The sequence below is a fragment of the Natrinema gelatinilyticum genome, from assembly GCF_024266705.1.
GTDB classification, from domain to species: Archaea; Halobacteriota; Halobacteria; order Halobacteriales; family Natrialbaceae; genus Natrinema; species Natrinema gelatinilyticum.
In genome coordinates, this window is the sequence record NZ_CP100756.1 from 3,199,175 (window position 1) to 3,215,581 (window position 16,407).

The 16,407-nt window shown below is 59.3% G+C and carries 15 protein-coding genes; 8 read left to right on the top strand and 7 right to left on the bottom strand.

The genetic code is table 11. From position 1 onward, the window contains the following. Window positions 1-6: 6 nt before the first annotated feature. Together NJU76_RS15670 and NJU76_RS15675 are read right to left on the bottom strand one after the other, a co-directional pair. Complete coding sequence (locus NJU76_RS15670) at window positions 7-1,038, bottom strand: disk-shape morphogenesis protein volactin (RefSeq protein ID WP_254530301.1); 1,032 nt, start codon at window positions 1,036-1,038, stop codon at window positions 7-9. A gap of 95 nt (window positions 1,039-1,133) precedes the next feature. Continuing rightward, window positions 1,134-2,060 (bottom strand): alkaline shock response membrane anchor protein AmaP, encoded by a 927-nt coding sequence (locus NJU76_RS15675; protein ID WP_254530302.1) that lies wholly within the window; start codon window positions 2,058-2,060, stop codon window positions 1,134-1,136. A gap of 757 nt (window positions 2,061-2,817) precedes the next feature. Here NJU76_RS15675 and NJU76_RS15680 point away from each other — a divergent pair. From NJU76_RS15680 to NJU76_RS15705, 6 genes are all read left to right on the top strand, one after another. Further along, window positions 2,818-3,369 (top strand): HalX domain-containing protein, encoded by a 552-nt coding sequence (locus NJU76_RS15680; RefSeq protein ID WP_254530303.1) that lies wholly within the window; start codon window positions 2,818-2,820, stop codon window positions 3,367-3,369. 73 nt (window positions 3,370-3,442) lie between these two features. Continuing rightward, window positions 3,443-4,492, top strand: a complete 1,050-nt coding sequence (dph2, locus tag NJU76_RS15685) for a diphthamide biosynthesis enzyme Dph2 (protein ID WP_254530304.1) — start codon at window positions 3,443-3,445, stop codon at window positions 4,490-4,492. A gap of 313 nt (window positions 4,493-4,805) precedes the next feature. Beyond that, a complete protein-coding gene (locus tag NJU76_RS15690; protein ID WP_254530305.1) occupies window positions 4,806-5,459 on the top strand; it encodes a DUF7344 domain-containing protein in 654 nt (217 codons plus the stop codon). Between the two features lie 135 nt (window positions 5,460-5,594). Continuing rightward, window positions 5,595-6,428, top strand: a complete 834-nt coding sequence (locus NJU76_RS15695; protein WP_254530306.1) for an MBL fold metallo-hydrolase — start codon at window positions 5,595-5,597, stop codon at window positions 6,426-6,428. Between the two features lie 69 nt (window positions 6,429-6,497). Continuing rightward, window positions 6,498-8,246, top strand: coding sequence for an AAA family ATPase (locus NJU76_RS15700; protein WP_254530307.1), 1,749 nt, complete (start codon window positions 6,498-6,500; stop codon window positions 8,244-8,246). A 107-nt stretch (window positions 8,247-8,353) separates the two neighbouring features. Continuing rightward, window positions 8,354-9,280, top strand: a complete 927-nt coding sequence (locus NJU76_RS15705) for a phosphoribosyltransferase HisG-related protein (protein WP_254532481.1) — start codon at window positions 8,354-8,356, stop codon at window positions 9,278-9,280. Between the two features lie 268 nt (window positions 9,281-9,548). Here NJU76_RS15705 and NJU76_RS15710 read toward each other — a convergent pair whose 3' ends face one another. The 5 genes from NJU76_RS15710 to NJU76_RS15730 form a co-directional block, all read right to left on the bottom strand. Continuing rightward, complete coding sequence (locus NJU76_RS15710; RefSeq protein WP_254530308.1) at window positions 9,549-10,595, bottom strand: tyrosine-type recombinase/integrase; 1,047 nt, start codon at window positions 10,593-10,595, stop codon at window positions 9,549-9,551. Further along, window positions 10,585-10,980 carry a DUF5805 domain-containing protein gene (locus NJU76_RS15715; protein ID WP_254530309.1) on the bottom strand — a complete coding sequence of 132 codons (396 nt, stop codon included), beginning with the start codon at window positions 10,978-10,980 and terminating at the stop codon, window positions 10,585-10,587. The genes NJU76_RS15710 and NJU76_RS15715 overlap by 11 nt, the downstream gene beginning before the upstream one ends. 922 nt (window positions 10,981-11,902) lie before the next feature. Beyond that, window positions 11,903-13,483 carry a PH domain-containing protein gene (locus NJU76_RS15720; RefSeq protein WP_254532483.1) on the bottom strand — a complete coding sequence of 527 codons (1,581 nt, stop codon included), beginning with the start codon at window positions 13,481-13,483 and terminating at the stop codon, window positions 11,903-11,905. Window positions 13,484-13,491: 8 nt separating this feature from the next. Beyond that, window positions 13,492-13,980, bottom strand: a complete 489-nt coding sequence (locus NJU76_RS15725; RefSeq protein WP_254530310.1) for a PH domain-containing protein — start codon at window positions 13,978-13,980, stop codon at window positions 13,492-13,494. A 232-nt stretch (window positions 13,981-14,212) separates the two neighbouring features. Then, a complete protein-coding gene (locus NJU76_RS15730) occupies window positions 14,213-14,446 on the bottom strand; it encodes a transcriptional regulator (protein ID WP_254530311.1) in 234 nt (77 codons plus the stop codon). A gap of 303 nt (window positions 14,447-14,749) precedes the next feature. Here NJU76_RS15730 and NJU76_RS15735 point away from each other — a divergent pair, with 303 nt between their 5' ends. Beyond that, complete coding sequence (locus tag NJU76_RS15735; protein WP_254530312.1) at window positions 14,750-15,826, top strand: hemolysin family protein; 1,077 nt, start codon at window positions 14,750-14,752, stop codon at window positions 15,824-15,826. Window positions 15,827-15,944: 118 nt separating this feature from the next. Continuing rightward, the gene (locus NJU76_RS15740; RefSeq protein ID WP_254530313.1) at window positions 15,945-16,376 is read left to right on the top strand and encodes a universal stress protein; all 432 of its coding nucleotides are present in this window, start codon (window positions 15,945-15,947) and stop codon (window positions 16,374-16,376) included. Window positions 16,377-16,407: the final 31 nt, after the last annotated feature.

A 16,407-nucleotide genomic window follows, 5' to 3' on the forward strand; every position in this document is an offset into this window, starting at 1 on the left:
AGTACGTCACTCGTTTGCAGCCGCCGCTTCCGCTTCGTCGCCCGCCGGATCGTGATCGACGTCCTCGTCGGAACGGGCGGCGACGAGGCCGCCCCGTGCGACACTGTACAGCGGTTCGTTCGCGTGCGTGACGCCATTGATCGAGAACGGGATGTTCGCCTCCTCCAGGTGGTCGCGGAACAGTGCCTCGAACCCGTCGGGACTCGAGGTCCCTCCGGTAACGACGACAGGAACGTCGAGTCCTTCTTCGACGTCTTCCTCGTCAACTTCTGTGACGATGTTTTCGATAACGTAGTCGAGTAGGTTTTCGTAGTAAATCGACAGCGCTCCTTCGACACCGCCGACATCGGTCGTGAAGTCGAGTTCGAAATCGTCTTCCTTGATGGAGGTGACTTTATCGACGGGCGTGCCGGTCGCACGTGCGGCTTGCTCGTCGACCCAGTCGCCACCGCGTGCGACGGAGAACTTCATGACGGGGACAGCGTAGTAGGCCAAACAGACGTTCGTCATACCGGCACCGAACGAGATTCCGAGGCCGGTAAAGTTGTTATCTGCGAGTTCCGAGTAGACGACCGACATCCCTTCGTTGATGGGTTCTGCATCGTATCCCATGTCGTCGAGGAAGGACTCGATCGTTTTCTGGTGATACAGCGTCGAGAGTTCGGAGTCGATCGGGTCTGCGGGTGTCGAAAAGTAGATCTTTTCGTTGGGATAGGCGGGTTCGCCGACGACTTGCTCGATGATGAGTTTCATCATCGGGATCGCGCTCTGTTCGTCGTTCGAGAGGATCCCGTGTTTCATCGGTCGGCGCGTCTCCTTGGTGAAGATGTTTGCGAAATTGAGCGCGTCGTCACCGACGACGTACACTTTGTCGTCCTTTCGAATGTGAAGTACTTCGCTTCGCGAGAGCATCTGCTCGGCCATGTCCGAATACTCAATCTCTACGAAGGAGTTACGCTGTTGCACGAAAACCGTATCGTTCCCATCCTGCTGTGCTGACAGGATATTCATCGTTCCAACGTCTAGGCCTTTGGCCATGCAGTGGTAAGGAAACCATCGGATTATAAATCTATGTGCGTAATTCAATAACTGATACTACGAACGAAGACATAATTACTTTCGAACGACGCCCTTTAATTTCTTTTTGCCAGGTCGCGGAACTGTTCGATCAGGATCGAAACCGGTTTGGTAACCGTAGCGATGCTACCGTCGTCGTCAGCAGTTGCCAACTCTTCGGCCCGCTTTTGTTTGCGAAGCGCCTTCAACTTCGCAGTCTGATCGTCGACCGTTGCACTCGAGGTAATCGTCTTCGTTTCGCCGCCTTTCAGTCCGTTGAGGCTCGCGACCTGCGCGTCGACGCCGGACGATCGGGTAGTCGTGGTGCCCGCGTCAGTGTCGACGGTGACGTCGTCGAAATCGTCGTTCGAGAAACGCAGCCGCCTGTGTTCGGTTTTTTCGACGCCTCCCCTGGAGAGTTCGACGTCTTCCATCGCGTCGTCGATGTCCCGTTGGATTTGCGCGTCGGAAATTTCGGACTCGTCCCAATCGGCGCCGGTGGTTCCCGTCGTGATGACGTTGGCTTGCTGTGTCGTGGTCAGATAGTCTGCGATCAGCGCCGCACTCGTCGATGCGGTGACGAAGGCGAGGCCAACTGTGTACGGCACGATGACTTCGACGGTATAATCGTTTCCGTAGCCGTTCCAGTCCTTCGGATACACGACGAGGAACCCGACGATAGCAGCGATCGTGATTGTAACGCCACCCATCGACGTGTACAGCACTCGCCGTTCCGATGGAAGGAGCGTGACGATTCCGAACATCGTCACGAGGGGTGCTGACATCGCCAGTGCGTATGCGGGACCGACCCACGCAAAGTATCCTGGGGATCGCGCCTCGAACGTGGTGCCCCAGAGAAAGAACACGAGTCCGATCACTGCCAGCCCGATTCCGCTGAGGAACAGACCGAGTCCAGCATAGACGTCGGCTCGGTCCGCCGGCTTTCCGATGTATCGATGATAGAGGTCGAAAAGATAGCCGTCTGAGGCCTGTTCCGCTGGCATTAGCCCTTTGTTTATACTCCAGTATTATGACTGTTAGGTCGAGAAACGAACCCGGCGTCCGACCAATTGTTGGTCCCCGCCACACTGAGGACCGACGGTTCTGCCTTCCGATCAGGACGCGGCCGGCCCACTCGAACGCGGACGCTTCCTCGCGATTGTCGATCCCACCGTTCCGAACGCCCAGTTAGCTGTAATTGAGGGCGCTAAGCCCCCTTCTGCTCACGGCGGCGCCGTTCGCATGGTCAGCGGGACCGACGGTCCCGCGCTATCCTCAGCGAGCGAAGCGAGCAGGGAGGGGAGACAGCGCCCGCACGTCTTGTTTTCGTGTGAATCAGCACCCTTATTATCCCTTCGGTTGAAGGTGGTAATAAGATGCTCACCACGCTTCCGGCGGTGTTCAAACGCGACAACAAGCGTGCATCGTCGGTTGTGGTCGAGTGTCCAACCGGTGGGAGTGGGACACTCCGAACCACCTGTCAAGGGAAGTCGCCTGCGGAGTCTGGAACCGTCCGCAGAACGTCAACGGCGTTCTGCCGGGCCGCACGAGACGCTCCGCGTCTTGTGGACGCTGTGGGATCTGTTCCTGCACGTTCCGACACAGAAACAGGACGCTCCGTCCGCACCAAGCGAGGGCCGGGGAGGCCCGAGCGCGGGAGGGCGGAGTAGTTCACCGGAACATCATTCCATAATTTGATATGTGATGGGCGTCCAGGTGCTACCATCGCAAATTATGTCTGGTGATACGAACGCCGTCCTCGTGGCAGATAGCGATTCCGAGGTCGTTACCCGACTGCGATCGTGGCTCGCGGGCGACTACCGGGTCGAAACGACGACCGACGGCGACGACGCGCTCGCAATCCTTGGGGACGTAGATGCGACACTGGTCGACCGAGATCTCAAAACGGCGTCTGGAACCGTCGTTGCAAGCGAGATCGAACGAAACGCAGCTCACGCGATGGCGATCCTCCAATACACGGAACCCGGTACCGAACGCTACCGATTCACGGCGGACGCCCTCGTCAAACCGGTGTCGAAGAAATCCCTGCTCGAGACGGTCGATCACCTGCTGCGCCGCGCCCGATACGACGACCTGGTCGCCGAGTGCGCGACACTGGCGGTCGAATGCGGGGCGCTCGAGGCGCGTACGGACTCCGGGTTCGAACCCGAGGCGGACGAGGAGTACGCGGACATCCGGCGACGACTCGCAGACCTGTTCACCGAGCTGGACGAACTGGTCCGGACGTTCGATAGGGACGACTTCCGGGCTGCGTTTATGACGTGTGACTTCGGCAGGAATACCCCGTCTTAGCGGGACGAGCGACTCTCGTGAGCTCGGTTCGAGAAGCGCCGCCGTTATACGTTCGTGGCCGTAAGGAGAGGCAATGAGCCAGGAGTCGGAGTACAGTGAGGGCGACCTCAGGAATACCGGTATGCGTCTCAAACACGATCGCGAGTGGGACTACGAACTCGAGGAGATCGTAGACGCAATCGAGGAGCGAGACGCGACGAAGGTCGGATTGCAGTTCCCCGAGGGATTGAAACGTCGTGGGCCGGCCGTTGCGGACGACCTTCGTGAACTGGCCGACGACGACGTGACGTTCATGCTCTCGGGCCAGCCCTGCTACGGCGCCTGCGATCTCGACACGTACCTGATGAAACGCACCGACGTGTTCGTCCACTTCGGTCACTCGCCGATGAAGGACACGGACAAAGTAATCTATGTCCCCCTGTTCTCGAACGTCGACGTCACGCCGATCATGGAAGAGGCTCTCGACACCCTCGAGCCCCCGGAGGAAACGGAAGGGGTCGGCCTCGTCACCACTGCCCAACACATGAACCGTTACGAAGAAATGCGCGAATTTCTGGCGGGACACGGCTACGACGTTCACAGTCGCCGCGGGGACGATCGGCTGACCCACGAAGGACAGGTGCTCGGCTGTAACTACGCGAGCGCGGACGTACCGGCAGACCAGGTACTCTACGTCGGCGGAGGGAAGTTCCATCCACTCGGGCTCGCGATGGAACACCCCGAGAAACACGTCGTCATTGCAGATCCGGTCAACAACGTCGTTACCGTCGCTGACACGGAGAAATTCATGAAGCAGCGATACGGGGCGATACACCGCGCGATGGACGCGGAGAAGTGGGGGGTCATCTTTTGTACCAAGATCGGCCAGGGCCGCTGGGAGACCGCCGAACAGATTCTCGACGATAACGAGAACGCCTATCTGATTACGATGGACGAAGTCACGCCGGATCGCTTGCGGAATTTCGACATGGACGCGTTCGTCAATACCGGCTGTCCACGGATCACGACCGACGACGGGCCGCAATTCCACAAGCCGATGCTCACCCCCGGCGAGTACCGGATCGCAGTCGGCGACGAACCGCTCGATAGCCTCTCGTTCGATACGTTCCACGGTACCTGGTGAATTGCCTCGGGGTCGCGGCCCGGGACATTCTCCTCTACTGCTCGTACAGTGGTCCGACGTGCGAGTCACTGCCGCCTGCCACTGAGTTTCGATCGGGGGCGATCGATCCCTTCTGGCTTTCGGCACCGACCGCCACCAATCGGTTTCGAGCTCTACAAATAATATGCCTGTATTGGTCTCGGAGAAAGAATGTTATTCTCATACAGAAATATCTGGATTACCAGACTATTTTGTCTAAATATCGGTAATGAGCTTTTGATTCCAAATCAGTTTGGAGCAGTTCTTTTGCACACTAGTCGCCGATCAGTAGTCGATGAGTAACTCAGCTACGAGCGGACCCCGAACCGACGCTCGCGACGAATTCTTTGGTGCCCTCGCTAATGCCCGTCGACGGGTCGTCGTCCGCATCGTCTCCGAGAGATCGCCGGAGGGAATCGGGAAAAACGATCTTGCGTTCCGACTCGCAGCGGTAACAACGGATAACACGCTCGTATCCGTCTCTGACGACGATCACCAGCGCACGCTCGTCGATCTCCACCATCGACTGTTACCACCGCTGAAGGACGCGGGATTACTCGAGGAAACCGAGGACGGGGCGGTCGTAACAACCGATCACTGGACGTTCGACGATACCCGATTCGACCGTCCGGTGTCGATCGGTGCGGGTGACGAGCAGGACGGTCGCGACGCGGTATTCCACGCACTCGCCGACGAACGTCGACGGACGGTCCTGTCTGTACTTACCGCCCAGTATCATCCGATCGCCACGGAAACGCTCGCTCGCGACGTCGCGGCCCGCGAGGCGGGAAAGACCGAGCGCGAGGTTTCGAAACGGCACGTCGACGATGTTCACGCGTCGCTCGTTCACGTTCACCTCCCGCTTTTGGACGAAGCCACCCTCGTCGGCTACGATAGCGAGGACGGACGTGTCTCTTACGAGGGCCATCCCCTCGTTCGTGTCGAGTGATTTCGATCTGCCGCGCGTTCGACGCCGTCCACTCGCTGCAGCGCTCCCTCCGACCACGTACGCTGCCGTGGTTCTCCGCTCGTTCCGTCACCGAATACGATAACACTTACCGGGTAGCTCTTCGCATCTTCGGGTATGATCGAAAGCGACTGGAGCGATTGGCTCGTCCGTGACGTCGCAGACGCGACACCGGATGGGGTCGCGATCTGGTATCTCGGTTGCAACGGGTTCATTTGCAAGGGAACCGAGGGGACGACGATCTACATCGATCCGTACCTCGGCCTCGGTGATCCGCCGCGGACGGTTCGCATGATTCCGGTGCCGTTCGATCCGAACGACGTCACCGAGGCCGACGCCGTCCTCGCGACGCACGAACACACCGACCACGTTCACGGACCGAGCCAAGCGCCTATCCTCGCGAATACGGGTGCATCCCTGTACGCTCCTGACGATAGCATCACAGTCGCTCGTGAAGACGAGAACTGGACGGCCGAGTGGGACGTCAGGGACGACCAATTGACCGAAATAGCCGAGGGGGAGACGCTCGAGATCGGCGAGTTCACGATCCACGTCGAGGACGCGTACGATCCCGACGCGACGCACCCGGTGAGCTACGTGATAGAACACGATGCGGGCACGTTCTTCCATGGCGGGGATACCAAACCGACCGACGGGTTCGCTCGTATCGGAGACGAGTTCGATATCGATCTCGCGGCGCTCGCCTTCGGAACCGTCGGCCAGATTCCCGACAAGCAGACTCGCGAGCCGACCCGAACCCGCTGGTACAACGACGAAAATCAGGTCATCGAGTGTGCTGGCGCCCTCGAGTGTGAGCGACTCCTGCCGAGCCACTGGGATATGTGGAAGGGCCTCACCGCAGATCCGACGGCGCTGCACCATCACGCGCGCAGTTTCGAGCATCCGCGCCGACTCGAAATCGTCGAGATCGGCGACCGCGTCGATCTCTAATCCTGTCGTTCTATCGATATGAGTCCGTCCGCACAATTTATAGTAATGGTATGGTAACGTTGGTCTCATATGAGTAGCACCGCCGACACTGACGACGTGATCGAGATCAGCACAGACGGGATATCCGTCCGGAAATCGTTTACAGCGAACGAATTTCCCGTCCCAGCGATCCGGTTCGAGATCGAATCGAATCGCGAGGAACCGGTTACGTTTCAGCTTTCGGAAGACGTTCCGTCATCGTTTCCGATGGATCGAGTCGGATTCCACCCGGACTATCACAGCGACGACTGGACGGCTTTTCAGGACAATCACGTCGAGTTCACCGCGACGCTCGAGCCAAACGAACGCCTCGTAACGGTCTACGGGATTCAACTCCAGGACGAAAGACGAGGCGCAGAATTTCTCTCCGAACCGACCGTCGTCGAACGCAGCGGCGACGACGATATCGAGCGGTCGGATGCCGAGGAACTCGACGACGACCTTCTCGGCAACATCGTCGCTGAGGACCGTAGTCAGGCCGTCAAAGATATGATCAGCGGGGAGACTGAGTCAATGCCAGGTCTCGAGGAACCAGAACCGAGAGGACTCGACGCGGAGGTCGACCTTGGCGGAGGCATTGGGTCGATCGACGAGACACCGGAGGACTCGGTCGGCCTCGATCTCGATCTCAGCGGTATCGATCCAGACCCGATCGACGTCGATGCGGACGACCTCGAGGACGAGGGGGATGAACCGCCGGACATCGATCTCGGGTTCGAAGAAGAAGAAATCCCGGGGCCGGAGACCGAATCACCTGCGATCGACACGGGCGCTGACAATGCAACCGACCGACTCGGCGTCGATCTCGATATCGGAGGGAGCGTTGACGAGGGGACCACAACCGACTCGTCGGGCGATTCCGGAATTACAATCGATCTCGGACTCGACGATTCAGAAACCGGCGTCGATGAAGACGATGCGCCGTCCATGGAAACCGATATCGGAGGAGGCGCTGGCGAGGGGACCCCAGCCGACTCGTCGGACGATTCCGGGATCACAATCGATCTCGGACACGACGATTCAAAACCCAGCGTCGGTGGAGACGATGCGCCGTCCGTAGAATCCGACCTCGACCCGAAGCCAGTCGGAGAGCCGGATATCGATACGGGGCCGGTTGGAGAGCCCGACCTCAAGTCGGGGCAGGCCGAAACGACCGAACGGGCGGAACGAACCAAGGAACCGACCTCCAGCGTCAAGCCCGAAGTTTCCGGTTCGATCGCGGCGCGTCTCGCGACCGAGATCCGTGAGGAATCAGTCGACGAGGAGGATCTCGATGTTATTCAGACAGCGCTCGATACAGAACTCGACCCCGAGCCGTCGGGGGGCCACATCGCGAAGATCGACCATCTTCAGTCTCGCATCGAGGAGGTCGCCGCCTATACGGACGCACTCGAGACGTTCCTCGAAGAAAATGGCACCGGCGCACAGCTCATCGACGAACTGCAGACCGAATTCGACTCGCTCGAAGCCGACTTCTCGTCCATGGACGACAGACTCGAGGAGATGAACACCCGGGTCGACGACGTCGAGGCCGATATCGTCGATCTCAGCGACTGGAACACTGATCTCGAAGCTGACCTGGGGGCCGTAACGGACGACGTCGACGCCGTCGAGGGGACCGTCGACGAACTCGCAGACAACATCGAGGCCGTCGACGACGAGGTCAAATCTGTCGCCGCCGATCTCGAATCGGTAGAGAGTGACCTCGACGACGTCAGATCCGACGTGACCGAGATCCATACGTGGCGCGAGCAGCTCGGGTCGATGTTCTCCGAATAGCGCTGTCACGCGCTTCCAGCCGACGCGGACAGGGTTCGGTTTTGGTTTCAGCGTACGTCTATCCCGAAACACAACTCGTTTATCCGTCGCCGGTCGAGGACCGGTCGATGGGCGAGACGATACCGATCGCTGTTCCACGCAAGGGCCGGCCGCTCGAGTCGGTTCTCGACCGGCTCGCGAATCGACTCGACGTCCCGGAATTAGCGGACGACGTCACGTCGATCCTTCGTCACGAAAAGGCGCTCACGAAGGGGACGATCGATGCCGACGAAACCGACATCTATCATCGTCTCGCAGAATACAGTACCGTCGACGATCCGACCGCTCCCGAGTTTACCTTGTTACGGGACGATCGCGCCGGAAAACCGCGCCGAATTGTCTTCGATAGCGTCACGATCCCGCTCACCGACGTCGAGGGTGCGCCCGACGACACCGAAATTCAGCTCGTGGGGCGTGAGGAGCCCTTTCGCGCCCTTCGAACCCACGAATTCGCGCTCGGATTCGACAGCGCCGATCTCGTTCTCGAGGAGGTCGTCGAGTTACGGCCGGAACCGCTCCAACGGATGGCCGACGTGAACGCTCGAATCAACCCGTCGGACACTGACGTGCAGGTCGTCACCGGACTCGCAGACACGGTCTATCACACGCTGTTGGCTACGCCCGAAGTCGTCCCCGCGGCGGGATCACTCGACCGGGATTTCCTCGCAGAGTACGAGGGCCCGCTTTGTATCGAGCCGCGGTACGAACGTCTCGTTCAGGCGGTACTCGGGACGCGGACCCTCGACGGAGTCGAATTCCGCTATCCCGAGGCGGGCCGCGAAGAGGAAGCAGAGATAGCAGACGCGGGACTCGGTGTCTATCTGACCGTCACCGGGTCGACCGCACGGGATCACGGCCTCCTGCTCGGCGAACGACTGTTCCCGAGTGAGACCGTTCTGCTCGAAAACACGGTTGAGACCACGGACACGATCAATTTCGTCCGCTCTGTGGTGAACGGATCTGACCTCGAGACGGAACTCGCTGTGGAACCGTAACTCGAACCCCGAATTCGAACGGGGCGCTGGCCGAATCTGCTCGACGATGCAGTTCGTGTTTTTGCAGCTTCGTGTGTTGCAGTTACCGGGCATTCTGTCGCTATTCCATATTAATTTGATATAGCTTCATGGAGTTTATGCGCTCGAAATCTGTCTCGATAACTGGGTCGATATGGAGTACTAACTCCGACTACGACGCTGAAATTTCGCCAAACGATTCCGCCGCGAGTGCCGTCTCCGGCCCTTACGACTCCGTTGAGGGATTCGATTATGCAGTGACGGCGTAGATGTGAGCGAGATACGTTTCCCGAACGCGGTCGCCCCAGTTATGGGTGTACGTGTCGATGACGTCACCGGCGACGTCACCGCGAAGGTACTGAACGATCCCTCGATCACCGGTTCGGTCCCGAAGATGCGTGGTGAAGAAGTGCCGGAAGTAGTGTGGTGTGACGTTCTCCCGGGTTCCACCGCCAGTCCGGTACCATCCGCGCCTTCGTGCGTGTTTTTCTACGATATAGCGAACGTCCGATGGAGAGAGCCGTTTCCCCCACGAATCACCAGTATCGAGAAAGAGCGGCCGAGCCGGCGATACCGCATCCGGACGGATCGCGAGCCACTCGAGCAACACGCGCTCCAGTTCTTCGTCCACCGGAACGACCGTGTCTCGCTTTCGTTTGTTTGAGGCCGTCCGTTCTTCGCCGTTGACGACCGTTCCACGGGCTGGCTCCGCCGAAACAAACAGCGAGGACGATCGGCGTTCGAGTCCGACGCGGGGTGTCCAATCGATGTCGAGGTTCCCTGATTTGAAATTTAGATCTCGAAGGTCGAGGTTACAGAGTTCGCCGACACGCATCCCCGTCTTCAGAAGTGCGATCACGACAGCTCGCTCCAGTGGGTGTCCGATCTCGGCGACGAACGACCGCATTTCCGGAACCGACAGATCACGCCTCGTGGGGTTCGTATCGATCGATTCGGGCAGTTCTTCCATCACGAGTCCCATCGGATTGGCTTCGAAGACACCGACTCGAGTCATATAGTCGTAAAATCTATTGAGATAAGAGGCGTACGTCGCGATTGTACTGGTTTCGAACTCACCGCGTAGTGAGTGGATCCAGGCCATACACTCCCGTCGCTCCGGCGCGGCGACCGAATCGACGTCGAAGCGTTCGTCGACGAACCTCTCGAACTGTCGAAGCACGCGCTCGTAGGCCTCGATCGTCCGTTCGCTCTTGCCGTGGTATCGCTGGTCGTCGAGAAAATACGAGATAGGGTCGTCGACCTCCTCCGGCGGCGCCCCACCGGGGTCAGTCGCCATCGTCACCACCGTCGACCGTGGTGTATCCTCCGTGGCGCCCGCTGTATCGGATTCGATTGTTCGTCTGCAGTTGTTCGATCGTCTCGTCCAGTCGTGATTCGATGTCCTCGGAGACCGCATCGAGAAGTTCGTCCCACGAATACGTGTCAGCAGAGAGTAACTCGAGAACCTGTGTTTCGAGGCCGTTACCCCCAGGGTCTGGGTCCGAAGAAGAGGGTTCCGTCGTGTCGGGTTCGAACCCTTTTCGACCGGCCTGAACCATCGTTCTGACGAATTCGCTTTGACTCATCTCGAGGCTGTCTGCGTGGGATTGCCACTCCGACTTCTGGTAGGCCGGGACGTACGTTTTGACAGCAGTTCGAGATGTATCCGACGATTCGCTCATATCTTCGGTATCAAACGCGATGACCTTCAATCTACCCATAAATTGAGCTAAGGGACTTTATCTCGATTTGTGTGCCTAATCTCACGCCGCAAGTATGCCCACAATTGGATATTATATCCACATTTGGGATACTGTTTCGGATATTAACTCCACACTATTGGGCCCACTATTCGAGATATGATTGTTGGGCACGACTATCTCGACCGGGAGAGTTGCATGTCGATCCAGACGAAAAATGGACAGTTCGCCGTCTTTTCATTACCGCAGACGGTGACGGACGGTCGGTTGCCGAGCCTTCGATTGCGTCTTCGTTGCGAGTAAACTGGCCTATCGTAGTGATTTACGATCGGACTACGAGAATGCCCCAGGGCGTGACCCCGAGGCGATTCACACCTTCCGCTGACGCATATTTCCCACCGCTTCTGCCTTCCGTTCGCCGTCTCTCAGCTGTCTCCGGAGGAGTCTCGATACGTCGCCCGTCCGACGGACACACCGTCCGAAGCGAGCGCCCGAATGGGCGTGAGCAGGGCGGGGAGGATGTCAAGACTGAGTCCACAGTGGAACTATACTCGGCTGAAGCGGCGCAGTTCGGCCTCCTCCTTTCGGAGACGGAGAAGCGTTCATCGGACGGGAGACTGCTTTCAGGAGACACGGTGGCCGGTTCCATCGCACCCCGTCTGCTCACCTTATTCTCTGCGTTCATTCCGGATCGGTGCACGAGCAAACCCACGAAGGAAACTCGTGGACGATTCGGGCGAAACGGTACACGGCTCCGACGGAATAGTTCTGACTGTATACCTATTTGATGTCCCTGTATTGTTATTTGCTACTTCATGGCATCAGACGCCGACTGAGGACGACCACACAAACTCTATTTCGCTATACAGAATTATTTGAGTGACAATACTTCGTGGATTCCCGATCACCGCTCGGTGTCGTCAGGTTGCCAGTCATCCATCGGTTCGCTCGAGTCTCGAAACCATCCGTCCCTCATCCGGTCTCGTTTTCGCGCGCGGAGGCGGTCCTGAAGCCGTTCTTCGATTTCGGCTTGAATTTCGAGTCCGCGATCCGCATCGACGTCGTGGGCTGTCGCCGCTCGACCGAAGAACGAGGCTGAACTCGCGGTGTCTGCCGTCACGCTGGCGAGCCGTCTTCGCCGCTGAAAGATCGTCGCTTCGTGGAGGACGGCCTGCACTCGGTAATGTGGGACGATTTTCGTCGTCCGCCGCCAGAATCCCGTGCGCGTCAGCAAAAACCGATCGCCGACCTGAAACCCTCGATTCGCCCATTTCAGATGCGCCGCGATTGGAACGACGACAGCGATCACGAGAAGGACGTACCACTGTCGAACGACGGCAGTGTACCGCGCTCCAAGATATGCGACGGTAACGACGGCGGCAAGAACGAGCAGGTACCGGACCGCATACCGTTCTCTGGCCCGTTTCGGCGGGGATTCGAGGTCCACCGGCCCGAAGGGTTCAATCGCCCGCGCGAGCGCGGTCACGCGCTCGGTGTCCGCGAGCGGAATCGCAGATTCCGTGCCGCGCGACTCCTGTCCGGGTGCGTACCCGGCCGTCTCGACGCTCAGTGCCGCAAAGCCAAACCATCGAAACGGAATCGACTCGGAGATCGTAAGCGTCTGGACCTTCTCGAGGGGGATCGTCCCGCTGTACCGTTGGAGGAGCCCACGTTCGTAATAGAGCTCGTCGCCGACGCGAGTGAGACGGAACCCGTAGTAGCGGGTGAACGTGAGTGCTGCACTGAGGATCCAGGCGGCGAGCACGAAGGCCACGAGTCCCCAGACGAGTGCACCCAGTCCCGTTGCCGGTCCCGGTAGCTCCGCGGGCCGATCGACCGGAATCAACGTAGTGGGATCGAACCCGCTGGCGAAAGAGAGCGCGATACCGCCAAGCACGCTCGCTCCTGGGTCGATCGTGAAGACGCTCAGGATCGTGAGTTCGCGCGGCTGGATTTCGAACAGGACGTCTTCGTCCTCGGCCGTTGTCGTCTCGTGTGAAGCGGCGCGGTCTTCGTCCGCGGACGCATCGGCGCTATCGGTTTCGGTGCGAGCGCTACGTCTCAGTTGCCGTCTGAGACGGCGGGCCTCCGTTTCATCCACGTACCGCAGACTGACTTCGGTCTCGCCGCCGCCGGCGGTTTCGATGTGGACCGCGGCGATACCGACGACTCGTTCGACGACGTTCTGTCTGATATCGACGTTTTGAATTCGCCCCAGGGGGAGTTCACGATCCCGACGCGAAATCACCCCGGACGTGACGTCGAAGGTGTCCTCGGTGAGTTCGTACCGGAACCGCTGGTAATAGGCGAACTCGTAGACGATACCCGTGACGATACCGAACGCGACGAGACCGAAAACCGACAGCAGGTCCATCCCGTTCCCGCCCGGCGAGACGACGACGCCGACGACGAAAAACACGAACCCGGTATTGAGGCTCCGCGAGAGCGACCGGACGGCGATAGACGCTGGATGGAGCTTTCTCATCTCGCCGCTCACACTGCATCTTCTCCCGCGCTCTCGATTGCGAGTCGACGCAACGCTTCCTGTAAATCTTCGGCGCGTGCAGGCGTCAGTCCGGGAATGGCGACGTCCGAACTCCGCGAACCGGCGGTAAAGACGACGACCGTCGCGAGGCCAACGGTTCGCTCAAGTGGCGACCGCCGTGAGTCGACGTGCTGCACACGAACGTACGGGACGACCGTCTGGATCCTCGTAAAGACCCCGCGTTTGATGTACAGATCGTCGTCGCGGAGATCGAACCGCCAGACGGAGTACCGTCGCCAGGCGACAAAGACTCGAACAACGGCCAGTACGATAACGACGGCAGCCACCGCCGGAACGAAGACACTCGGTACGGGGACCCAGAGATCAGTGCGGGAAAGCGCGATCGCCCCGCCCACGACGAACCCGCCGAAGATCGCGGCTCGAGCGAATGCGAGGACGAGCCAGACGACTCGAACCCGCGGGGTGAGCCGTTCCATACGTGTCTCGACGGAACAAACGGGATTAAAGGGTGGGAAAGCGGCGGCAATTCTCAGGGCGTGAGAGACCGGCGGAACGACATCGGCTTATCGCCTCGATCGCTCGACGAGTCGCCGTGAGGGCGGCGGTACGACCACGACGTCGGTCGAGCGAAAAAATTCGGTCGTGCCAGGAGCGGCTGCGTACTCTCGTTCGTTCGGCGGGGGCCGCGGGAAAATCGGGGGAAGGGCGTCAGTGGGTCGCGGTCCGGACGTCTTCGACACGATACAAATCTTCCTGGAGTCCGTCCCCGTCACAGTCCTCGTTCGGACACTCGTAGTGCCACCCATCCTGGGTCGCTTCCGCTTCTCGGAATCGATCACCACATACCTGACAGAAAAGTTGTCCCTTTTTGCACGTATCTCGGTGTAACTCAAGGGCGAGCTCCGTCTGAAACGACTGGTTGCAGTTACGACAGGTGTACATATTTTGTCTGATGCGAGCCTCCATCAAAACTGCTTGGGTTCTTTTATTCCGACGGGAACGGAGCCGATTCGGCCTCGTTCCCTCGATTTGCTGAAAATCAATCGGGAAAAAAGAGCAAGCCGAATTCGGGTTCACTCGATCACGAGTATAATTTGTGCCGACCGATCGTTCGAACGCTGAACACCCTGCGTACGCCAATCGAACTTCTATAAGTGATCTGTGAATTCAGGAGTGATGATGCGCCACGTCTATCGTGGCGTCTTTCATTAGCACTTTATATCCTTGGGCCGAACGGCCGAAGTAATGGATTCGCTCGTCATTGGGGGAAGACTGATAGCAGGCGGGTTGCTCATACTAGCGAATGCTTTCTTTGTCGCTATCGAGTTCGCGCTGACTCGCGCTCGTCAGTTCACCGAGGAGGAATTCGTCCGTGGTGACCCGAAACTCGAGCGAGCGTGGGAGATGACGGACAATCTCGAGATTTATCTCACCACGTGTCAGGTGGGTATTACGGCCTCGAGCATCGCGGTGGGGATCGTGGCCGAACCGGCATTGGCCGCAATCTTCGAGCCGCTGTTCGAGAACACAATACTGGCCACCATCGGAAGTGGGGCAATTCTTGCCTTCCTGATCATCAACCTCGTCCACCTCACCCACGGCGAGCAGACGCCGACGTATCTTGGTGTCGAGCGGTCGCGGATGGTCTGTCGATACGGTGCCGCTCCGTTGTACTGGTTTCACTGGATCATCTCGCCGCTCATCACGATCGGCGACGGCGTCGCGAAATGGACGCTCAGGCTCTTCGGGATCGAGATGACTGGCGCGTGGCTCGAGACCGAAGAGGACGTCATCGAATCCCGTGCTGACCTCCGAAACCGACTCGGATCGATTCTCGAAGAGGGCGACCTCCCGGACGAGCGACGTGAAGAGATCATGAACGCGTTCCAGATCGGCGAACAGTCGATCCGCGACGTGATGGTCGGGTCGGAGGAAATCGTCGCGGTGTCGACGGACGACGACGCCGAGTCAAACCTCGAAAAAATGGCGGAACGGCCCCAGACGCGGTATCCGCTGGTCGGTGCCGACCTGACCGACTTTCGGGGAATCGTCTACACACCGGTCTTCCTCAGACACCGCGAGGAACTCGCCGACGGCGACCTCGACTTCGCTGAACTGGCTGCGCCGCCGATGACGCTCTCACCCGACACCGACGTGAGCGACGCGGTCGACCAGTTCCAGGCGGAAAAGCAGGAACTGGCGCTCGTGATCGAAGACGGCGAGGTCGTCGGACTCGTCACGATCACCGACTTGCTCGAGGCGGTGATGGGTGACATCGAGGACCCGCTCGATTTGGAACGGCTCGAAACGGCCGAACGCTGAACTGGACTGCCGACCGCGGGTCGGTACGTCGTCGATCGCTCCGCGATTTCGCCCGAGGATAACCCACCGCGCAAAACCACGGCGTCCGTTTTTGTTCATCGCCCCAAAACGGGGACCCATGCACGACGATATTTTGGTCCCGACCGACGGCAGCGACGCGAGCGCGGTGGCCGTCGACGAGGCCATAGAAATCGCAGATCGGGAACAGACCACAGTCCACTTCCTCCACGTCGTCGACGCCGGCACAGAAATGTCCGCAGGAGCGTCGGGATCGATCGCCCCGCAGCTCACGGAGTCACTCGAAGCGCAAGCCGAATCTGCGCTGGATGAGGCCGCGAATCGCGCAGATCGGGCGGGCGTGAACTACGATCGAACGACCCTCGAGGGCGATCCGCACGAGGTGATCGCCGAGTACAGCACCGGACACGACATCGACCTCATCGTCATGGGTGCCAGCGGTCGATCGGGTTTGAAAGAACACCTTCTCGGGAGTACGACCGACCGCGTGGTGCGAACGGTCGAGACGTCGGTGCTGATCGCACGCCCCTGAACAAGCAGAGCGGCGAGCAGGAACGGACACA

Bases quoted from the DNA above. Each gene is read 5' to 3' on its own strand.
- NJU76_RS15670 (WP_254530301.1), bottom strand. From the start codon at position 1,038: ATGGCCAAAGGCCTAGACGTTGGAACGATGAATATCCTGTCAGCACAG.
- NJU76_RS15675 (WP_254530302.1), bottom strand. From the start codon at position 2,060: ATGCCAGCGGAACAGGCCTCAGACGGCTATCTTTTCGACCTCTATCAT.
- dph2 (WP_254530304.1), top strand. From the start codon at position 3,443: ATGAGCCAGGAGTCGGAGTACAGTGAGGGCGACCTCAGGAATACCGGT.
- NJU76_RS15690 (WP_254530305.1), top strand. From the start codon at position 4,806: ATGAGTAACTCAGCTACGAGCGGACCCCGAACCGACGCTCGCGACGAA.
- NJU76_RS15695 (WP_254530306.1), top strand. From the start codon at position 5,595: ATGATCGAAAGCGACTGGAGCGATTGGCTCGTCCGTGACGTCGCAGAC.
- NJU76_RS15700 (WP_254530307.1), top strand. From the start codon at position 6,498: ATGAGTAGCACCGCCGACACTGACGACGTGATCGAGATCAGCACAGAC.
- NJU76_RS15705 (WP_254532481.1), top strand. From the start codon at position 8,354: ATGGGCGAGACGATACCGATCGCTGTTCCACGCAAGGGCCGGCCGCTC.
- NJU76_RS15710 (WP_254530308.1), bottom strand. From the start codon at position 10,595: ATGGCGACTGACCCCGGTGGGGCGCCGCCGGAGGAGGTCGACGACCCT.
- NJU76_RS15715 (WP_254530309.1), bottom strand. From the start codon at position 10,980: ATGAGCGAATCGTCGGATACATCTCGAACTGCTGTCAAAACGTACGTC.
- NJU76_RS15720 (WP_254532483.1), bottom strand. From the start codon at position 13,483: ATGAGAAAGCTCCATCCAGCGTCTATCGCCGTCCGGTCGCTCTCGCGG.
- NJU76_RS15725 (WP_254530310.1), bottom strand. From the start codon at position 13,980: ATGGAACGGCTCACCCCGCGGGTTCGAGTCGTCTGGCTCGTCCTCGCA.
- NJU76_RS15730 (WP_254530311.1), bottom strand. From the start codon at position 14,446: ATGTACACCTGTCGTAACTGCAACCAGTCGTTTCAGACGGAGCTCGCC.
- NJU76_RS15735 (WP_254530312.1), top strand. From the start codon at position 14,750: ATGGATTCGCTCGTCATTGGGGGAAGACTGATAGCAGGCGGGTTGCTC.
- NJU76_RS15740 (WP_254530313.1), top strand. From the start codon at position 15,945: ATGCACGACGATATTTTGGTCCCGACCGACGGCAGCGACGCGAGCGCG.